At 43.2% G+C, this 15,030-nt stretch carries 15 protein-coding genes and 2 pseudogenes; 5 read left to right on the top strand and 12 right to left on the bottom strand.

Annotated features, from left to right (window positions below; translation table 11 throughout):
* Positions 1-153: 153 nt before the first annotated feature.
* Positions 154-312, bottom strand: coding sequence for a hypothetical protein (locus tag QNI08_RS11055; RefSeq protein ID WP_285767472.1), 159 nt, complete (start codon positions 310-312; stop codon positions 154-156).
* 242 nt (positions 313-554) lie between these two features.
* On the opposite strand from QNI08_RS11055, the pseudogene QNI08_RS11060 reads away from it, so the two are divergent.
* Positions 555-1,250, top strand: a pseudogene (locus tag QNI08_RS11060) (AraC family transcriptional regulator); the annotation flags it as partial.
* Positions 1,251-1,272: 22 nt separating this feature from the next.
* Here the strand turns inward: QNI08_RS11060 and QNI08_RS11065 are convergent.
* The 3 genes from QNI08_RS11065 to QNI08_RS11075 all read right to left on the bottom strand — a co-directional run bounded on the left by QNI08_RS11065 (position 1,273) and on the right by QNI08_RS11075 (position 3,716).
* Entirely contained in the window at positions 1,273-1,548 is a 276-nt protein-coding gene (locus tag QNI08_RS11065) for a hypothetical protein (protein ID WP_285767473.1), read from the bottom strand.
* A gap of 18 nt (positions 1,549-1,566) precedes the next feature.
* Positions 1,567-1,827 carry a hypothetical protein gene (locus tag QNI08_RS11070; protein WP_285767474.1) on the bottom strand — a complete coding sequence of 87 codons (261 nt, stop codon included), beginning with the start codon at positions 1,825-1,827 and terminating at the stop codon, positions 1,567-1,569.
* An 86-nt stretch (positions 1,828-1,913) separates the two neighbouring features.
* Positions 1,914-3,716, bottom strand: coding sequence for a hypothetical protein (locus tag QNI08_RS11075; RefSeq protein WP_285767475.1), 1,803 nt, complete (start codon positions 3,714-3,716; stop codon positions 1,914-1,916).
* Between the two features lie 181 nt (positions 3,717-3,897).
* On the opposite strand from QNI08_RS11075, the gene QNI08_RS11080 reads away from it, so the two are divergent.
* Entirely contained in the window at positions 3,898-5,283 is a 1,386-nt protein-coding gene (locus QNI08_RS11080; RefSeq protein WP_285767476.1) for a hypothetical protein, read from the top strand.
* Positions 5,284-6,485: 1,202 nt separating this feature from the next.
* Here QNI08_RS11080 and QNI08_RS11085 read toward each other — a convergent pair.
* The 5 genes from QNI08_RS11085 to QNI08_RS11105 form a co-directional block, all read right to left on the bottom strand.
* Positions 6,486-7,451: a quinone oxidoreductase family protein gene (locus tag QNI08_RS11085; RefSeq protein WP_285767477.1), complete on the bottom strand. Its 966-nt coding sequence runs from the start codon at positions 7,449-7,451 to the stop codon at positions 6,486-6,488.
* Positions 7,452-7,590: 139 nt separating this feature from the next.
* On the bottom strand, positions 7,591-8,706 hold the full coding sequence (locus tag QNI08_RS11090) for a Ger(x)C family spore germination protein (protein ID WP_285767478.1): 1,116 nt from the start codon (positions 8,704-8,706) through the stop codon (positions 7,591-7,593).
* Between the two features lie 5 nt (positions 8,707-8,711).
* The gene (locus QNI08_RS11095; protein ID WP_285767479.1) at positions 8,712-10,184 is read right to left on the bottom strand and encodes a spore germination protein; all 1,473 of its coding nucleotides are present in this window, start codon (positions 10,182-10,184) and stop codon (positions 8,712-8,714) included.
* Between the two features lie 10 nt (positions 10,185-10,194).
* On the bottom strand, positions 10,195-11,256 hold the full coding sequence (locus tag QNI08_RS11100) for a GerAB/ArcD/ProY family transporter (protein WP_285767480.1): 1,062 nt from the start codon (positions 11,254-11,256) through the stop codon (positions 10,195-10,197).
* A gap of 115 nt (positions 11,257-11,371) precedes the next feature.
* Complete coding sequence (locus QNI08_RS11105; protein WP_285767481.1) at positions 11,372-11,518, bottom strand: hypothetical protein; 147 nt, start codon at positions 11,516-11,518, stop codon at positions 11,372-11,374.
* Between the two features lie 159 nt (positions 11,519-11,677).
* On the opposite strand from QNI08_RS11105, the gene QNI08_RS11110 reads away from it, so the two are divergent.
* Positions 11,678-12,205, top strand: coding sequence for a GNAT family N-acetyltransferase (locus tag QNI08_RS11110; RefSeq protein WP_285767482.1), 528 nt, complete (start codon positions 11,678-11,680; stop codon positions 12,203-12,205).
* 97 nt (positions 12,206-12,302) lie between these two features.
* On the opposite strand, the gene QNI08_RS11115 is transcribed toward QNI08_RS11110, so the two are convergent.
* Both QNI08_RS11115 and QNI08_RS11120 read right to left on the bottom strand, forming a co-directional pair.
* A complete protein-coding gene (locus QNI08_RS11115) occupies positions 12,303-13,133 on the bottom strand; it encodes an STAS domain-containing protein (RefSeq protein WP_285767514.1) in 831 nt (276 codons plus the stop codon).
* A gap of 70 nt (positions 13,134-13,203) precedes the next feature.
* Entirely contained in the window at positions 13,204-13,656 is a 453-nt protein-coding gene (locus QNI08_RS11120; RefSeq protein WP_285767483.1) for an Lrp/AsnC family transcriptional regulator, read from the bottom strand.
* Positions 13,657-13,807: 151 nt separating this feature from the next.
* Here QNI08_RS11120 and QNI08_RS11125 point away from each other — a divergent pair, with 151 nt between their 5' ends.
* The gene (locus QNI08_RS11125; RefSeq protein ID WP_285767484.1) at positions 13,808-14,392 is read left to right on the top strand and encodes a DJ-1/PfpI family protein; all 585 of its coding nucleotides are present in this window, start codon (positions 13,808-13,810) and stop codon (positions 14,390-14,392) included.
* A 51-nt stretch (positions 14,393-14,443) separates the two neighbouring features.
* On the opposite strand, the gene QNI08_RS11130 is transcribed toward QNI08_RS11125, so the two are convergent.
* A complete protein-coding gene (locus QNI08_RS11130; protein ID WP_285767485.1) occupies positions 14,444-14,614 on the bottom strand; it encodes a hypothetical protein in 171 nt (56 codons plus the stop codon).
* Between the two features lie 293 nt (positions 14,615-14,907).
* On the opposite strand from QNI08_RS11130, the pseudogene QNI08_RS11135 reads away from it, so the two are divergent.
* Positions 14,908-15,030: pseudogene (locus QNI08_RS11135) on the top strand (DUF1641 domain-containing protein); the annotation flags it as partial.

Here is a 15,030-nt window from a genome sequence, read left to right on the forward strand (position 1 = left end):
TACCCATTCCATCAGTTTGGATTGACTGGACTCTGACTAGCCAGACCCAACTATTCATAAATGCCTTACTGAATGAAACGTTATCAGCCAAAGGGTTGAAAGTACAGAAATAGTGTGCTGCAAAAACAGACAAAATCTACTAAGGTGGGAAGTTTAAATGGGAGAAAATATGGGTGGGATGATTACGATTTCAGATTGATGGACCAATTCCATCTTGTATTTGTTCGCTGCATCTTGAATTTCTACATATCCTGATTGGTATTCGTAAATGATGATGTACTTTTTTTCTTTATACCAAGCCATTTGTACCACTACCTCACCTCCCCTTCTCATTTATTTCTTTTTACCGTCAAATTATGAAGAATAAACGCCCTTTAGCACATTGTATGAACTGTAGGCCGGATTTATGTCGAAAACTAAGGGACAAAATAAACGGCTAAAATAGGTAGGATTACATATATAATGATAGATATGACAGGTAAAAGAATAGATAATGATGTGGAACGAACAACAACAGTTTATTAGCTTTCAACAAAGATGAGGAGTGATGCTGCATGAATGATTTCAGGAAAATGGAAATTGCACAAAGCCAGTTGTTCGAGGAAGGCGCGCTCAACATTTTGAATGGTCAGGCTATGTATGAGGATTTTAGGGAAAATAAACGAATGGGAAATTCCGATTACGCTCCATTTAATGAAGCGATGTGCATAAACGCGACAGCGACACAGGTTTTTGATTCAGCGTTTGTAAAAACACGGGCGGCGGGGCATCATGAGCCGGTGGAACATTATATAAAAAAGGTGATCGAGCCATTACACGGCCTTTTCCATAAAAAGTACGCCTCTATCGTTTTGTGGTTTGGTGAAGACATGTTTTGTCAGATGAACCTCCTTACGCTCCTTTCTTATCTTGAACAGTCCGGATATGACGGCAAGGTTTTCTTAAACAGCTTCAAGGAAGATGAATGGAAGGTAAATCAAACTGAACTCACTTTAGGAACCTACCAATCTGTCTATCAAGAGGTATTGGTGAACCATGAAAAACCAGCAACCTATACAGGGCCGATCATGGACCAGGCTATCAGCCTATATTTGGATATGCTAAAAGAGGATAATGCAGTAGTGACCTATATTTCTAAAAACCCACATTTATCAACAGCACAATTAGTTAAGCGCTTATTCGATCAATTCCCGGAAATGGGATATGGAGATTCACAATATATCGAGCTTATCAATGTAGTGAGAGCATAACGGATTCATTGTTATATCGGCGCTATGTTAAAAATACGAGGAACCATAAAAACGCAAACCCAAGAGCCAGGAACACCTGCTTCTTATTTTCCTTGTTACAATAACTTTCGATGGCATCTATGATTGATCCAATTCCTAATAGCAACAAAATAAAATGTATCTTAACATCTGTAATGAATGATAAAATCAAAACCAAGCCCATCGCTGTCACCATTATGTACCTGATCTGGACAAATGGTTTCGTACTTTTCCTATCTTCAAAGAACAAGCTGAAGACATCTTTCAATCTGTTCGACATATAAACCTCCTTAATAAGTTAAAAATACAAGAAATAGGTAAATAAAAAAAGTAAAACTAACGTGACACTCACTCTGATCACAGTCAATCTTTTACAGATTCCCGCTTTTTTCTCTAAGTAGCTGATATAGCTAATCGTTAAAATGAAGCCAAGAAATATGTTGATATATCCGGTGGAATCACCTTTTGCAAGATATTTCAATGCAGCTAAAGCAATAATCATGGGCCCGATGGTCCCCAAAATCATATTCATATATAGAGCTTGTTTATTTTCTTTCAATTTCCTCACTCCTCATGTCATTTCAGGGCTTTATATGTAAAGGACCAAGTCCGGCGTTAGACCGAACTTAATCCTGAGGCTGTTGGTTATTTCTTTGGCAGGTCGAGGTTTGTGAATTGATCGACTGGTACGATATCCTCGTCCATGTCGAGCACCTTCAGGACAACCCGGTCTCCTGCTTTCGTCAAGACGATATCGGAGAGAGCGTTGATGCCGGGGTCGACCGAGAACCTTTTCCCATTTCCCTCCACTAGCAGATAGTAGACGTAGCCGTTTGCGAGATTAGCATCGTTGATCCTCGATACCTTCCCCTTGATTTCCTTCATCTCGAATCCTTTTTGCGGGGTGACCCCGCTGACTTTCCCTAGAGAGACGATCAGCTTTTTGTAGTTGCGGAAAGCTTCGTCCTTCGTTTTCCCGAAGACCACCTGGGGATTGTCGCTATTGGCATATACGATGGCCACGCCTTGGAATTTGCTGCCCTTCGTTACTGGAATGACATAGGTAGGTGCACCGTATATCGTATAGAAAATGCCATTGGTAGCTTTCCAGCCTGGATATTTGGACAAAAACTCACTCGCATTGGCGTTGGATTTCGCTTCCTTTCCAGTCAGGACCGAGGTGACTCCCTTGTAGTACGTCATCTCGCCGGTCTTGGCGTTGAAAACCCCATAGCCTACAAGCGTTTTTGAATTCCCTTTTGATTTCGCCCTGGTGAAGTCAACGACATAAATCAATTCGCCCTTGTCGTTGAATGTAACCTGCATGTTGTCCTCATTGGGGATCAAGACATCCTTTTTTGCCCCAATTAACGATTGGTTCTTCCAGCCGTGAACATATTTCCCCCAGTACGTCCAATATTCCAGCGCCGTTTCCAAGGTGTATGTCCGATCCACCCATTTCGGTTCTTTTCCTAACGGATAGTATTTCGTGCCGCCCGTTTCGGGATCGACCAAGACCACCCCGTCGACGACGGAGCCGCTGCGGTATTTCAAATAATGCCCCACAGAGGCAACAAAGAAAGGCTTGCCAGCTTCATTCGGCTCCAAATAAGAATCATAGATGATTTTATCCGGATAGGCCTTCCGGATCGTCCTTTCCAAATCATGATCCATGTATTGTGAAGGCGCATAGAGCATTTTCCCTTTTACGGTGCCCGCGCCTTTATCCGTCGAAACCGCGGAAATCAAGTTGTAGCCTGGTGTATACTCCGCTTTTCCCGCTTTAAAAAAACCGTCCATTTCAATCGGCGAAGTATACGTCAAGTCACCATTTATATTGGTCAGACGGTATTCTCCTTCCGTGAAATAGGAGGCATTTTCTATTTTATTAATCGCTGCATCCCCTTTTGCATCTGCCATCTTCTCTGTAACGAGCGGCATCGTTTTTATATCTTGCACTTCTTCGAGTTCATCCTTCTTTTCAACCTTCGCTAAACCGTGGAGGTCTCCCGCCACAGTGAGCGGATAAAACAGCATGATCACCCAAGCTATGATCAGGATGCCCCCGATCACGCTGTTGAAATGAACGTTCCAAGGAGTCTTGGCTCGTTTATTTCCATCATTTTTCCTTCGGTTACTGCGAGGTAGGGACGACTCCCTGACACCAAGCACGTACATTCCCGAATCAATGATGAGGATGAGGCCAAGTATGAAGGCAAAGGCCGAAAAGAATGCGGCTGCCGTAAGGTCTAATAAACTAATATCGAATATAAAAAATAATAGGAAAGCAGCAAGCAGCCATCTCATCGCCTGCACGATGAAAAAAGGTAGATCTTTTTTTGCGATTGCCTGCATCCACCTTTGCGGGATCAACGAAAGCCCCAATAGAGCAAAGGGCATTTTCATGAGCATCCCTTTTAGTATGAAGACGATAAGTGATAGTATCATGGTTTTTAAAAATCTCTCCTTGTCATGTATGTTCCTTTTTACCTATATTATCACTTTTCCCCCTCTTTTTTACTAGTTTTATAATATTTTGGAATCTTGCGTTTTTATTTTCCCTAATGGCTGCTACTTTTTGTTATGGAAGGTTTATATAAAAGGTGGATAAAAAAGGGGAGGAAGCCGGATGATTTATGAAGAAACCTACCGTTACCTATTAAGAAATGTATCTTCCACCGAGTTCGATACGTGCTTATATGCCTTGCTTCATAGTGATTGGGATGGAGTGATCCAGAGCCCGCTGCATCGGATGGCACGCGGAGTCGGAACAACAGAAAAGTACTTAAAGCAGATCATCAAGAAATTCACTGCCTCTCAAGGGGTACATCAAAAGGTGTTCGTGCCTGTTCAACAAGACGGGGAACTTCTCTATAAGTTCAACCTGGGACCTGCGGGTATACTCGGCTTTGACAGGAAGATTGACCGCTATTGCAAGAAGTACCGTTTTTTTTACAGCGATGCGTTTAAAGGCTTAAGCATACATGGCAAACGGCTGCTGCTGATGGCCGCTTTCCGGATGTCCGTTTCGAAGTCCGAGGAGGTATTGTTCGATTATAGTGAAATCGTTCCTGACGGCCGCTCACTCTTTACAAGAAAGCGTTTATTGGGGGCAATCGATGCAGTCCATGCTGCACTCGGACATGTGGTGACGATTGCGTTCGCTTGCCAGGCTTTTTCAAAGAAGGAGGTTCTTGTGTTCACATTCAACGAAGGGACATTGAAGCAGTATCTGGAAAACCGGGCGGAACGCACTTGGCTGCGAAAAACGATTTTCAACTCCGGCTTTCTTGGGGATATCAGTGATTCTGTATGCATGGAGCTGGAGAGGGTCGGCAAATATATTTACCGCTCCTTTCTGCAGGAGGCGGCATCATCAGGCATTTCCGCCGATATTCAACAGGAGCTGCTAACGCTGGCCCGTTTTGTCTATTCGCACTCGTTAAAGAAATTCGCCTATGCCCTCCCTGCCAATAAGCATTTACTGCTGGCCCCAAAACAAGCATCTGCCTATTTAAGTAAGATCATTTATAACGAAACCTTGGAGCAGATGGCCAAGTATGCCCATCAGGCGGAGTCGATCAAGAGCTTGCTTGATCGCGGACCTTTTCATAGGGAAATCTCGGAGAAGGCTCTCGGCCGCAGGGTGAATGATCGGGAAGTGACAGACCATATCGAACCGATTCTTCATAAGCACCGCCAAGCGGATTTCATCCGCCGCGTGTTGAACGACTGGAGCGAGAAATGGCTCATTGCCCGTGTAAAGAAAGTGCCCGAAGCAGGAAAGGTCGCGGCGATCGCCGATAAGCAGCCCGCTTCGGACTATATGACAAGCATTAGAAACGATACATATAGCGAGTTGGACAAGCTAATGGCCCTAATCCGCAAGTACGGCAGCCACGCCATTGCCCCGGCTGTCCGATATGCGCCACTTGCAAATAAAAAGAAATCGCTTCAAGCTTTTTTCGCCATACAAAAAGAACGTCTCCCTTCTCACACCATACAGACAAGCTGACACGCACTAAAATTGCCATGAGCCAGCTTAATCGCGTGTTTGATCGATATATTCTGTTTTTCGCCGATATAATCGGGCATTTGATCGATATATTCTGTTTTTCGCAGATATAATGGCGAGTTTGGGCGATATATTCTTTTTTTCGCAGATATAATGCCGAGTTTGCGCGATATATTCTATTTTTCGCAGATATAATGCCGAGTTTGAGCGATATATTCTGTTTTTCGCAGATATAATCGGGAGTTTGATCGATATATTTTACTTTCGCAGATATAACTCGGCTTTTGGGCGATATATTCTTTTTTTCGCAGATATAATGCCGAGTTTGCGCGATATATTCTATTTTTCGCAGATATAATGCCGAGTTTGCGTGATATATTCTTTTTTTCGCAGATATAATGCCGAGTTTGGGCGATTTATTCTGTTTTTCGCAGATATAATGCCGAGTTTGCGCGATATATTCTATTTTTCGCAGATATAATGGCGAGTTTGATCGATATATGCTTTTTTTCGCAGATATAACTCGGCATTTGGGCGATATATTCTGTTTTTCGCAGATATAATCGGGTGTTTGATCGATATATTCTATTTTTCGCAGATATAATGCCGAGTTTGCGTGATATATTCTGTTTTTCGCAGATATAATGCCGAGTTTGAGCGATATATTCTGTTTTTCGCAGATATAATGCCGAGTTTGGGCGATATATTCTTTTTTTCGCAGATATAATGCCGAGTTTGCGCGATATATTCTATTTTTCGCAGATATAATGCCGAGTTTGCGTGATATATTCTGTTTTTCGCAGATATAATGCCGAGTTTGCGCGATATATGCTTTATATTCGCGACTCTCATCTATATTTTTTTCTCAGATAGAATCGCGACTAGCGTCTCTTTTTTTTTGCCTTTTTTATGGTCTGTGGATAGCGGAGGTGTGCGTGTGGAATGGTGATGGTTCTCTGTGATTTCAGTCAGTGGATCGGTTCGTTGCGTGGATGTCTTTGTGGATTGTGCAATCGGGTTCCTGACAGACGCTGAAGGCAAGCTTCAAAACGTGATATAGCAATGGGATGGATGCCCGGGTTATCCAAGGGTCTAAAGAAAAAGTCTATACGAACGATCTAAAAAAGGGCTTGATCATCAGTATCACTAAGGAAATGAAGCAGTGAAAAAGGCCACCCTCAATATGGATAGCCTTCTACACATTATGGTATCAATAATATTTTGCCCGTGCTTTTCCGGCTTTCCAGCAGTGTATGTGCTTCCGCCCCATTTTCCAATGGAAAAAGAGTCGGCTCATCCACGAGGATTTGCCCGGACATGATCCATTCAAACAGCTCTGCCGTTCTTCTTTTCCGTTCTTCATGGGTAGTCAATACATTCCAAAGATCGCCGCCTATCAGGGCTTTGGAGGTATCCATCAGCATCCTCGGATCGATTTTTTCGGGATCGCCGCCTGCCATTCCAAAGAAAACGACCGTTCCGCCGGTCTTCGTGGCCTCGAAACTATTCAGCAAGGTTTGACCGACAGATTCGTATACGACATCCACACCCGCGCCAGCGGTTGCCTCCTTAACCGATTTCACCCAGTCCGAGCCGTAGAGGAATACATGATTCGCACCTGCTTTTTTGGCGACAGCCGCTTTATCATCCGATGATGTCAAGCCAATGACCTGACCGCCCTTCATCCTGATCATTTGCGTCAATAATTGACCGACCCCGCCTGCAGCAGCGTGGACCAATACGGTTTCACCCTGTTTTACCGGATGGCTGTCATCGGTTAAATATTGGGCCGTCAAGCCTTGCAGTAAAACCGCTGCTGCCGTTTCGAAGGAAATGCCATCTGGCAGCGGCAGCAATTTGTCGGCTGTAACGGATACCAGCTCAGCATTCGCATGGGGAACATCCGCAAACCCGACACGATCGCCCACCTTCACATGCTGGACATCCTCCCCAACATATTCGACGACACCCGCGCCCTCATAACCTAAAATGAAGGGAGGCTCACCAACCAAATGGTAATTGCCTTTCCTTCTATATACATCGGCAAAATTCAAGCCGATTGCTTTCATTCGAACGATCACTGTCGATTTGGCACGTGCAGGCTCCTCGATTTCCCTAACGGAAAGGACTTCCGGGCCGCCAAATTCGTCAAAAACAAGTGCTTTCATCAATCTGTCTCCCTTCTAAGGTTCTTCATTCTTTAAGATATAGGAAGCACCCTTTAATGGCAAGAAGGATGATACTGATTTCTTCTTTTCCTCTGGCATGCTCATCGATATCCCATCTCACAGGCATAGCCATCCGTTTTCACTTTTTATAGTTCCTTGTATGTTCCACTATGATATTCACGTCAATCTTGTCAATTGACTCAAGTGAGAGTTCTTTAAGCTCGTGTATATCCCAGTCATCGTTACTGAAGCGATACGCTTTTTCAGCTAAATTATATGGATCGGTGTTTATCTCCAGTCCTTTTTTGAATGTATTCTTCACCTCTTCCTTCACTTGATGTGCTAGGATTTTTTTTACTTTTTCCACAGATACATGTTTGTAATTTTCTTCTATGGTCATCGGCACATCCACCGTGATCCGGTATCTGGGGAATGAGCCACTTACGACATCGATATGAAAGCTCGGCTGCGTTACTTGAACGGACACTTTATTAGCTCCCGAAGAAAGATATAGTTTCTTCACATCACGATTAACCCAATTTAAACCTTTAAGTTCCTCGATGTTCATCCACCCTTTTATCTGTTTGCCCGTTAAGAAAAAACCTCCGTTTATATCTACGATTTTCTTCGGTTTCTTCCCTTCCTTCCAGACTTTTTCGTTTACGTGCAAGGTAGGGATCAAAATCGTGCCAACTGGCTCCTTATATCTCTGGATCAAATTCTGGTAGGTAATAACGGGAATGTAGGAGTTATTAGCCAATACTTCCTTCGGATCGAAAACTAACGTATAGATAGGAGATTTATTGAAAAATCCGTTTACGGTCATGGCTTGTCTGAGATTTTCCTTTACACCGAATATCCAGGTATTGTACCTGATCAGCTCAGTACGTCCTGCATAATCCAAAAATTCACCAAGGTGGTTCTCCAATATCGCGGGGGTAATGTAAATGGAGCTAATTTGCCCAAAAAATAAAGGGCTAAATGATGCTTTCTGGATATCATCAAACGCTTCATCTATGGTCTCACCCGTTCCCTTTCCCAATAACACGGGAGGTGCCTCGGGCAAAAGCGCATTTCCTTCCTGCTTGGCTATATTCGAAAAGCTTAACGCTTGAAAAAAAATGATATATTTCCCTTCTTGAAAATCTATTCCCAGTGCTGCAATATACACTTGGTCTTGTATCTCTTTTATCCCCCAACATCCAGATAAGGGTGCTACGAATAAACACAATGCAAGAATCATGATTTTCCTCATCCTATCTACTCCTTTTTCCGATCTGAATCAGTAGGGGAATAGGCTTGAAAACGGGTTTTAATATATTTGTACGGTATTTTCAAAATCGTTTTAAGTAAATCTCCTCGATTTAGCTCCTGTAAGGTGCTTAAATATGGATGTCCGAAGCTTTCCAATCTCGCCAAGGCAATGAAGATGGTAAACAACCCTATAAAGAACCCGAATATCCCGAGTATTGATGATAGCAATAATATGTAAAACCGGATCAGCAATGCATTTCCCGATAAGCTTTGATTGACTAAGGTATAACTGGAAATAACGGTAATGGCCCCGACCACGAGGGTGGATGGAGAAGTCAGGCCGGCCCGAATGGCGGCATCCCCGATGATCAACCCGCCCAGCACGGCGACGGTTTGCCCAACGGATTTAGGTAAGCGAATCCCAGCTTCCTTAAACAGCTCGAAGAAAACCAGCATGATGAATAATTCTATGGGCCCCGCAATAGGCAATCCATTCCTGGAGATAGACACCGTCGCCATCAAGGGAAATGGCAGGTAATCAAACTGATATGAGGTAAGCGCTGTCCAAAAGCCCGGTAGGAAAATGGTAGTAAGCAAGGCTAAGATCCTTAATATCCGCTCAGTGCTCACGTACCAAAAACTCGCTTGATTATCCTCAGGTGATTTCAGGAGATAGGTTAGATTGACCGGTCCGATTAAGCAACTTGGACTCCCATCCACTAAAATCGCAAATCGGCCCTGATTAAGTGATTGAACGACATGATCAGGTCTTCCGGTATAATCGATCAAAGGAAATAGAGAGAATCTTTGATCATATAGAAGCTCCTCTATTTGATAACTGCTTGAAACGAGATCAACTTGTATGGAACTTAGCCTGGATTGAATGTTGCTCAAAATATCCGGATTGATTACATCCTCCATATAAAGAAGGGTCACATCCGTATTGCTTCGAGTCCCCATCGTCATGCTCTGGCTCACTAACGCCGTCGTTTTCAACCGTTGCCGGATAAGTGCCATGTTTATTTCGCTGCTTTCTACAAATCCATCCCGGGGCCCTCTAATCGAAACTTCCATATTTGACTCATCGACGGCTCTCTGGGGCATTTTGGCTACATTAATGGAAAACAGCTTCTCCGTTCGACAAACAAATAAAAGAAGTTGACCGGAAAAAAGGTCCGTAGCCAGATCTTCCTTTATACGTGGAGATCGGTTGATTTCACTAACGTCCAGTAACTGATGAAGATTTTTCAGTTCAAGCAATTTTCCTTCCTTTAAAAGCCCGCCCACGGCCGGTAATACGAAGTCATATATTAATAAGCTATCGACCATTCCACTAGCGTATATCAGTAATACCTCTTGACTCATCACATCCTCATAGTCAAAAGCTTTGCAATTGATTTGAACGTCAGCATGTGCTTCGAAATGTTGATACAATCCTTCTTTTGTCAGCAAGTTATGAGGGGCAGGTTCATTTGCCATATGATAAGTTTCACCTACTTTTTAGTTTTACTAGAAGAAGACTTACAACGAGAAAGGTAAGTAACAATAGGCTCACTAGCGGATAGTAGATATTATATAAGAAAGAAAAAAACTGATCGGATTGCCAATTAATGAGGACGCCTATCCCCAATAGGCTATATATGATGAGTAATGACCATTTTTTTTTTCCGATTCCATTGATTTCGTTAGCTATGATTACCAACAAGCTGATCCGAATCATAGCACCGGCCGACCATTGGAAAATGGAAATGTAATCCACACGGGTAATATACCTCCCGATCGTTAAAAGCTTCCACTCTTCATAGGCTGGATTGTTCATCATTGAAGCTTCTTCCGGTCCAAACTCAGCTATGGCTGCAGCCAGGGGACCTAATGTGAGTATTAATAAGGAAACTAGTGTTAGCGTAATCCCCTTAAACGAAAAAGGACGCTTTGTATACCCTTGGAGAAGCAGCAGATATAGACTTTCACCAAACGCTGCGCACACATAGATCATTCCTTTCAATGAAGGTTTGATCCCTTGCTCGAATACTGGAAATAACAAGGTATAATCTTTCTTTGGTGTATTGGTGACGCCTATAAAAATGCCAAACAAACAGACTAACAGAAAAAGCAGCGGGCCTAGGTAGGCGATCGATTTCACTCCTTTAAACGAAGCATAACAACACATACCCGTGAAGGTGAAGATAATCACGAAATTAGGCACCTCGGATGCATAATTATCTTTTGCCCAAAATAATGTATATTTCATGGTGACAAACGCCTCGGAGAACATGATCAGTCCCAATAAGGCAGCTGAAATTTTCACTACTGGCGGTGAATAGTGATTATGTAAAAACGTCAATAAAGACTTTTGTTTAAGTGAGCGGGAGATATAATAAAGAATGATTCCTATTAGAACGATAGGGATTATACTGAACAGGACACTGACCCAGGCGTCCCTCCCGGCTGCCGTTAGAATATTCGGCAAGATCAATACATGTAACATGAAGCCCGTCGACATGATCATCAGTATATAGACATGGGCAGATTTAAGCTTTACGTTTGTCATAAGCATCCTCAAGAGTTTTTATTTATTTTGCTTTTTTCTTAAGATTCTATACTTCAGCTACTAAAAAATACCGCCATGCCTGAAGCTAGGCAAAGGCGGTAAAAAGATGATCCAATCAATCGGTATGGTGGCCGGGGCCGTTCTTCCGTTTATTCGCCGTATATTCCTTGCCGTGAGCCTCGTGCTCAGCAATGATGCCCTCTTCCGGAATGTGGTTATTTTTTTTCGGTGAATTGACGCGGTTACGATGTTTTTTTCCCATGATGCATCCCCCCTTCATCCAGCTTTTTGATTCATCGCCATCTTGCTTAGCTTGTCCGATAAACATTAAAAATACCTCTGAAATGGGCATTTCATAATAAAGGAAAAACCTTGGCCGAAGCCGAATATGATAAGCATGGCTGCATGATGGAGGGATTGGATGTTTCCGGTATTGAACACAGAAAGGTTACGGTTAAGGGAAATTCATATAGGGGACGCGGAGGCCCTTTTCCGGTTTTTATCGAATGACGAGGTCACCCGTTTTTATGGTCAAGATTCATTGCTTGATGTCCAGGAGGCAAAGGATATCGTGGCGGCGTTTGCGCAGGGCTACCTTGAAAACCGGGCCATCCGTTGGGGAATTGAGCGAAGTGATACGAAGGAATTGATCGGTACCATCGGCTTTCACGCATATAGCCCGAAATATAGGCGCGCTGAGATCGGCTATGAACTCGATCCGGCACATTGGCACATGGGATTTGCTTCGGAAGCACTCAAGGAAGTCATGGCATATGGTTTCAGAAATTTAGCTTTAACCCGTATTGGCGCGGTCGTTTTTCTGGAAAACCGGCCATCATCCGAATTATTGATCAAGCACGGCTTCATCCAGGAAGGAATTTTACGGAGCTATATTTATCAGAACGGCATCCCTCATGACACCTTTGTCTATTCCTTGCTGAATTCATGAGTCCCTGCCTTGTGCCGGTGGGGCCTTTTTCCTTCGATTCGGTAAAAAAATAACGACAAAAAAAGCCACCAACTCTTGGCGGCTCGAAACCTACTCATTAGCTTACTACAAGATAGTCCTTCAATGCCTGCTGCAGCGTCAGCTTTGTCTCTGCTTTACTCTCCAGATCCAACCCTGCACGGACCATTTTGACAACCACCTCGGGGCGCAGTCCGGTCATCACCGCTTTACAGCCCATCATCGCCGTTCCTTCGAGAATATTCAATAAACGGTTCATGATCTCGACATCCAGCTCGATGATACCCGATAAGTCCAGAATTAATGTTTGTAAGCTTGAATTACTTATTTCCATCAGTACTTTTTCTTCGATTGTCCGGATGCGCGAATCATCGATTGCACCGATTAATGGAAGGACACAGGTGATCGCCGTAACGGGAATGATCGGTACGGAAAGATTCTCCACGAGATTTCGCTGCGCCTGGATCAATTTGTCTTTATAATCGGAATAACTGACGAAGAAGGATTTCAGGAAGACGTCCACCTTTTCGTTCACTTTCTTCTCCAATTCAAAAAACGTGAACGCATCGCTTACAACATCTTTCGTGTGCTCATATTTATAAAAGAAGGTCCAAAGCGTCCTCCTGATGGCCTGGATCCATTCCAGCTTGAATGAAAGCGTCAAGGAGTGGGTGGCCCACAGTTTCCCTTCTTGTTCTGCAAAGGCAATCAATTCCGCTTCATTCTGCTCCACGATGAAGCGGATGAGCTTATGGGCATTATTCACCAGATCAACATTTCCCACCAGCAGGATTTCTTCGATTTTCTCCCTGACATTGACCGCTTTTGACAAAAGATAGTTATCAAATTCACTTTTGTTCTGTAAAAGGAATTCCATAATTTCTTCTTCCTTATACACAAAACTCACGATTCTCCACTCCCTTTTGTTGTGACCCTTGTTTGTGATTTTTGTTACTGTTTACATTCTCTATTGGCGGCGCTTATTCCTGCCCTTTGCGCAGGTGAGATTCATCTTGTGGAAAAATATCCTTTACCGTCGATGAGAAAATCAAATGTGTAGACGATTTCCCATATTTAATCGCCTCATCGACAAACGCCTCCAGCGTTTCCATGGAGTAGGTACTGATTTTGACGAGGTAACTATATTGACCGGCTAACCGGTGACATTCCAACACATCTTCATGCCGCAAGCTGAAATCATAAAAATCCTTACATCTGTCGGTTTCAAACAGGACGAACGCCGTTAAGCCCCGATCAAGCTTTTCAAGGGCTATTTCCGTTTTATACCCCTTGATTACGCCGCTATCCTCCAGTTTATTCACCCGCTCTTTAGCGGCCGGGGCGGTTAAAGACACCTTCTGGGCCAGCTCCTTCATTGCCATTCTCCCGTTGGACTCCAGCAGGGAAAGTATTTTTTTATCGGTGCGATCCACTTCAATCACCTTGACCTTTCATTAATAAGTGTAATTCTATACATACATTATAAAATAAAGGAAATGGGATTGAATGCATCATTTAACATATGTATGGACGAAGATGCTTTTTATATAATGAATACAAATATATGGTATGGGGGATGTCGCTATGAAAAAAGTATTGCTGCTGTTGGCTAACGGGTTCGAAGCGGTTGAAGCGAGCGTATTTACGGATGTATTGGGCTGGAATGAATGGGAGGGAGATGGCACAACTGAAGTGGTTACCGCTGGGCTGCATGAGCAATTAACCTGCACCTGGAACTTCATCGTGAAGCCTGAATTCACCATCGAGCAATTGGATCTTGATGACTTTGATGCTTTAGCCATCCCCGGGGGATTTGAAGAAGCCGGCTTCTACGAGGATGCTTATGATCGCCGGTTTCTTGATGTAATTACACATTTTCATGATAAAAAGAAAATCATCGCAACGATTTGCGTAGGGGCCCTTCCGTTAGGAAAAAGCGGGATCTTGAAAGGACAAAAAGCGACCACCTATAATCACCCAACCAGTCATAGGCAGGCCCAGCTCAAGGAGTTTGGGGCGCTTGTCGTCAATGAACCGATTGTCGTCACAGATAACATCATTACCTCCTATAATCCTTCTACGGCATTCGGGGTAGCTTTCACCCTTTTGGAAATGCTCACCACCAAAGAAAACTGCAAGCATGTGAAGGAATTGATGGGCTTCGATTAAGTTTTTCCCACCACCCCAACAAGGCATTTGTTGGGGTGAATGACGTTGGGATTATCCTTCCGTATTTTCCCCCATGCCTGCTTCAAGGTTTTTGAGGTAGACGTCGGAAATTCCATTCATGCCTTCCATAACTTGTGCTTGTGTATATTCCATACTGCCGACCAGTTCAGCATGCTTCTTATCATCACTTTCTTTTGTACGCTTGGATTTTGGTTCAGTCACATTTATCACCTCCATCATTTAGGGTGGCTAACCAAGGGGGAAATATGCAGGAGAGGCTGCGCGGATGGAGTGCATCAGCTGCTATATTAAGGAAATATCCTTTCTGTTTTGCTGGAAAAGATTATATTATGGAGATTTTTTAAAAAATGGGCTGTTTTCATGGAGCGAAAGGGATATACTATAGGATAGCTTTTATTACATTTTTAAAAGTATCACATTTAATACTTTGTGTAATGTTTTACATTTTTTTCTAACCAAATCAACAAAATGCTTATTGCAAAGGAGAATTGGATATGTCAGAAACGATTACCCAATCACAGACTGAACAATTAAATGCACGTCAAGATGTACTGGATCAGCTTTTAAAGCCAGAGGTTCAGGAATCCCTCAATACTTTAGTCGACCAGCTTCCAAAA

The sequence above is a fragment of the Peribacillus folii genome, from assembly GCF_030271255.1.
In the GTDB taxonomy this organism is placed as follows: domain Bacteria; phylum Bacillota; class Bacilli; order Bacillales; family DSM-1321; genus Peribacillus.

Bases quoted from the DNA above. Each gene is read 5' to 3' on its own strand.
- QNI08_RS11095 (WP_285767479.1), bottom strand. From the start codon at position 10,184: ATGGCAAATGAACCTGCCCCTCATAACTTGCTGACAAAAGAAGGATTG.
- QNI08_RS11110 (WP_285767482.1), top strand. From the start codon at position 11,678: ATGTTTCCGGTATTGAACACAGAAAGGTTACGGTTAAGGGAAATTCAT.
- QNI08_RS11125 (WP_285767484.1), top strand. From the start codon at position 13,808: ATGAAAAAAGTATTGCTGCTGTTGGCTAACGGGTTCGAAGCGGTTGAA.
- QNI08_RS11090 (WP_285767478.1), bottom strand. From the start codon at position 8,706: ATGAGGAAAATCATGATTCTTGCATTGTGTTTATTCGTAGCACCCTTA.
- QNI08_RS11105 (WP_285767481.1), bottom strand. From the start codon at position 11,518: ATGGGAAAAAAACATCGTAACCGCGTCAATTCACCGAAAAAAAATAAC.
- QNI08_RS11075 (WP_285767475.1), bottom strand. From the start codon at position 3,716: ATGATACTATCACTTATCGTCTTCATACTAAAAGGGATGCTCATGAAA.
- QNI08_RS11100 (WP_285767480.1), bottom strand. From the start codon at position 11,256: ATGACAAACGTAAAGCTTAAATCTGCCCATGTCTATATACTGATGATC.
- QNI08_RS11080 (WP_285767476.1), top strand. From the start codon at position 3,898: ATGATTTATGAAGAAACCTACCGTTACCTATTAAGAAATGTATCTTCC.
- QNI08_RS11065 (WP_285767473.1), bottom strand. From the start codon at position 1,548: ATGTCGAACAGATTGAAAGATGTCTTCAGCTTGTTCTTTGAAGATAGG.
- QNI08_RS11085 (WP_285767477.1), bottom strand. From the start codon at position 7,451: ATGAAAGCACTTGTTTTTGACGAATTTGGCGGCCCGGAAGTCCTTTCC.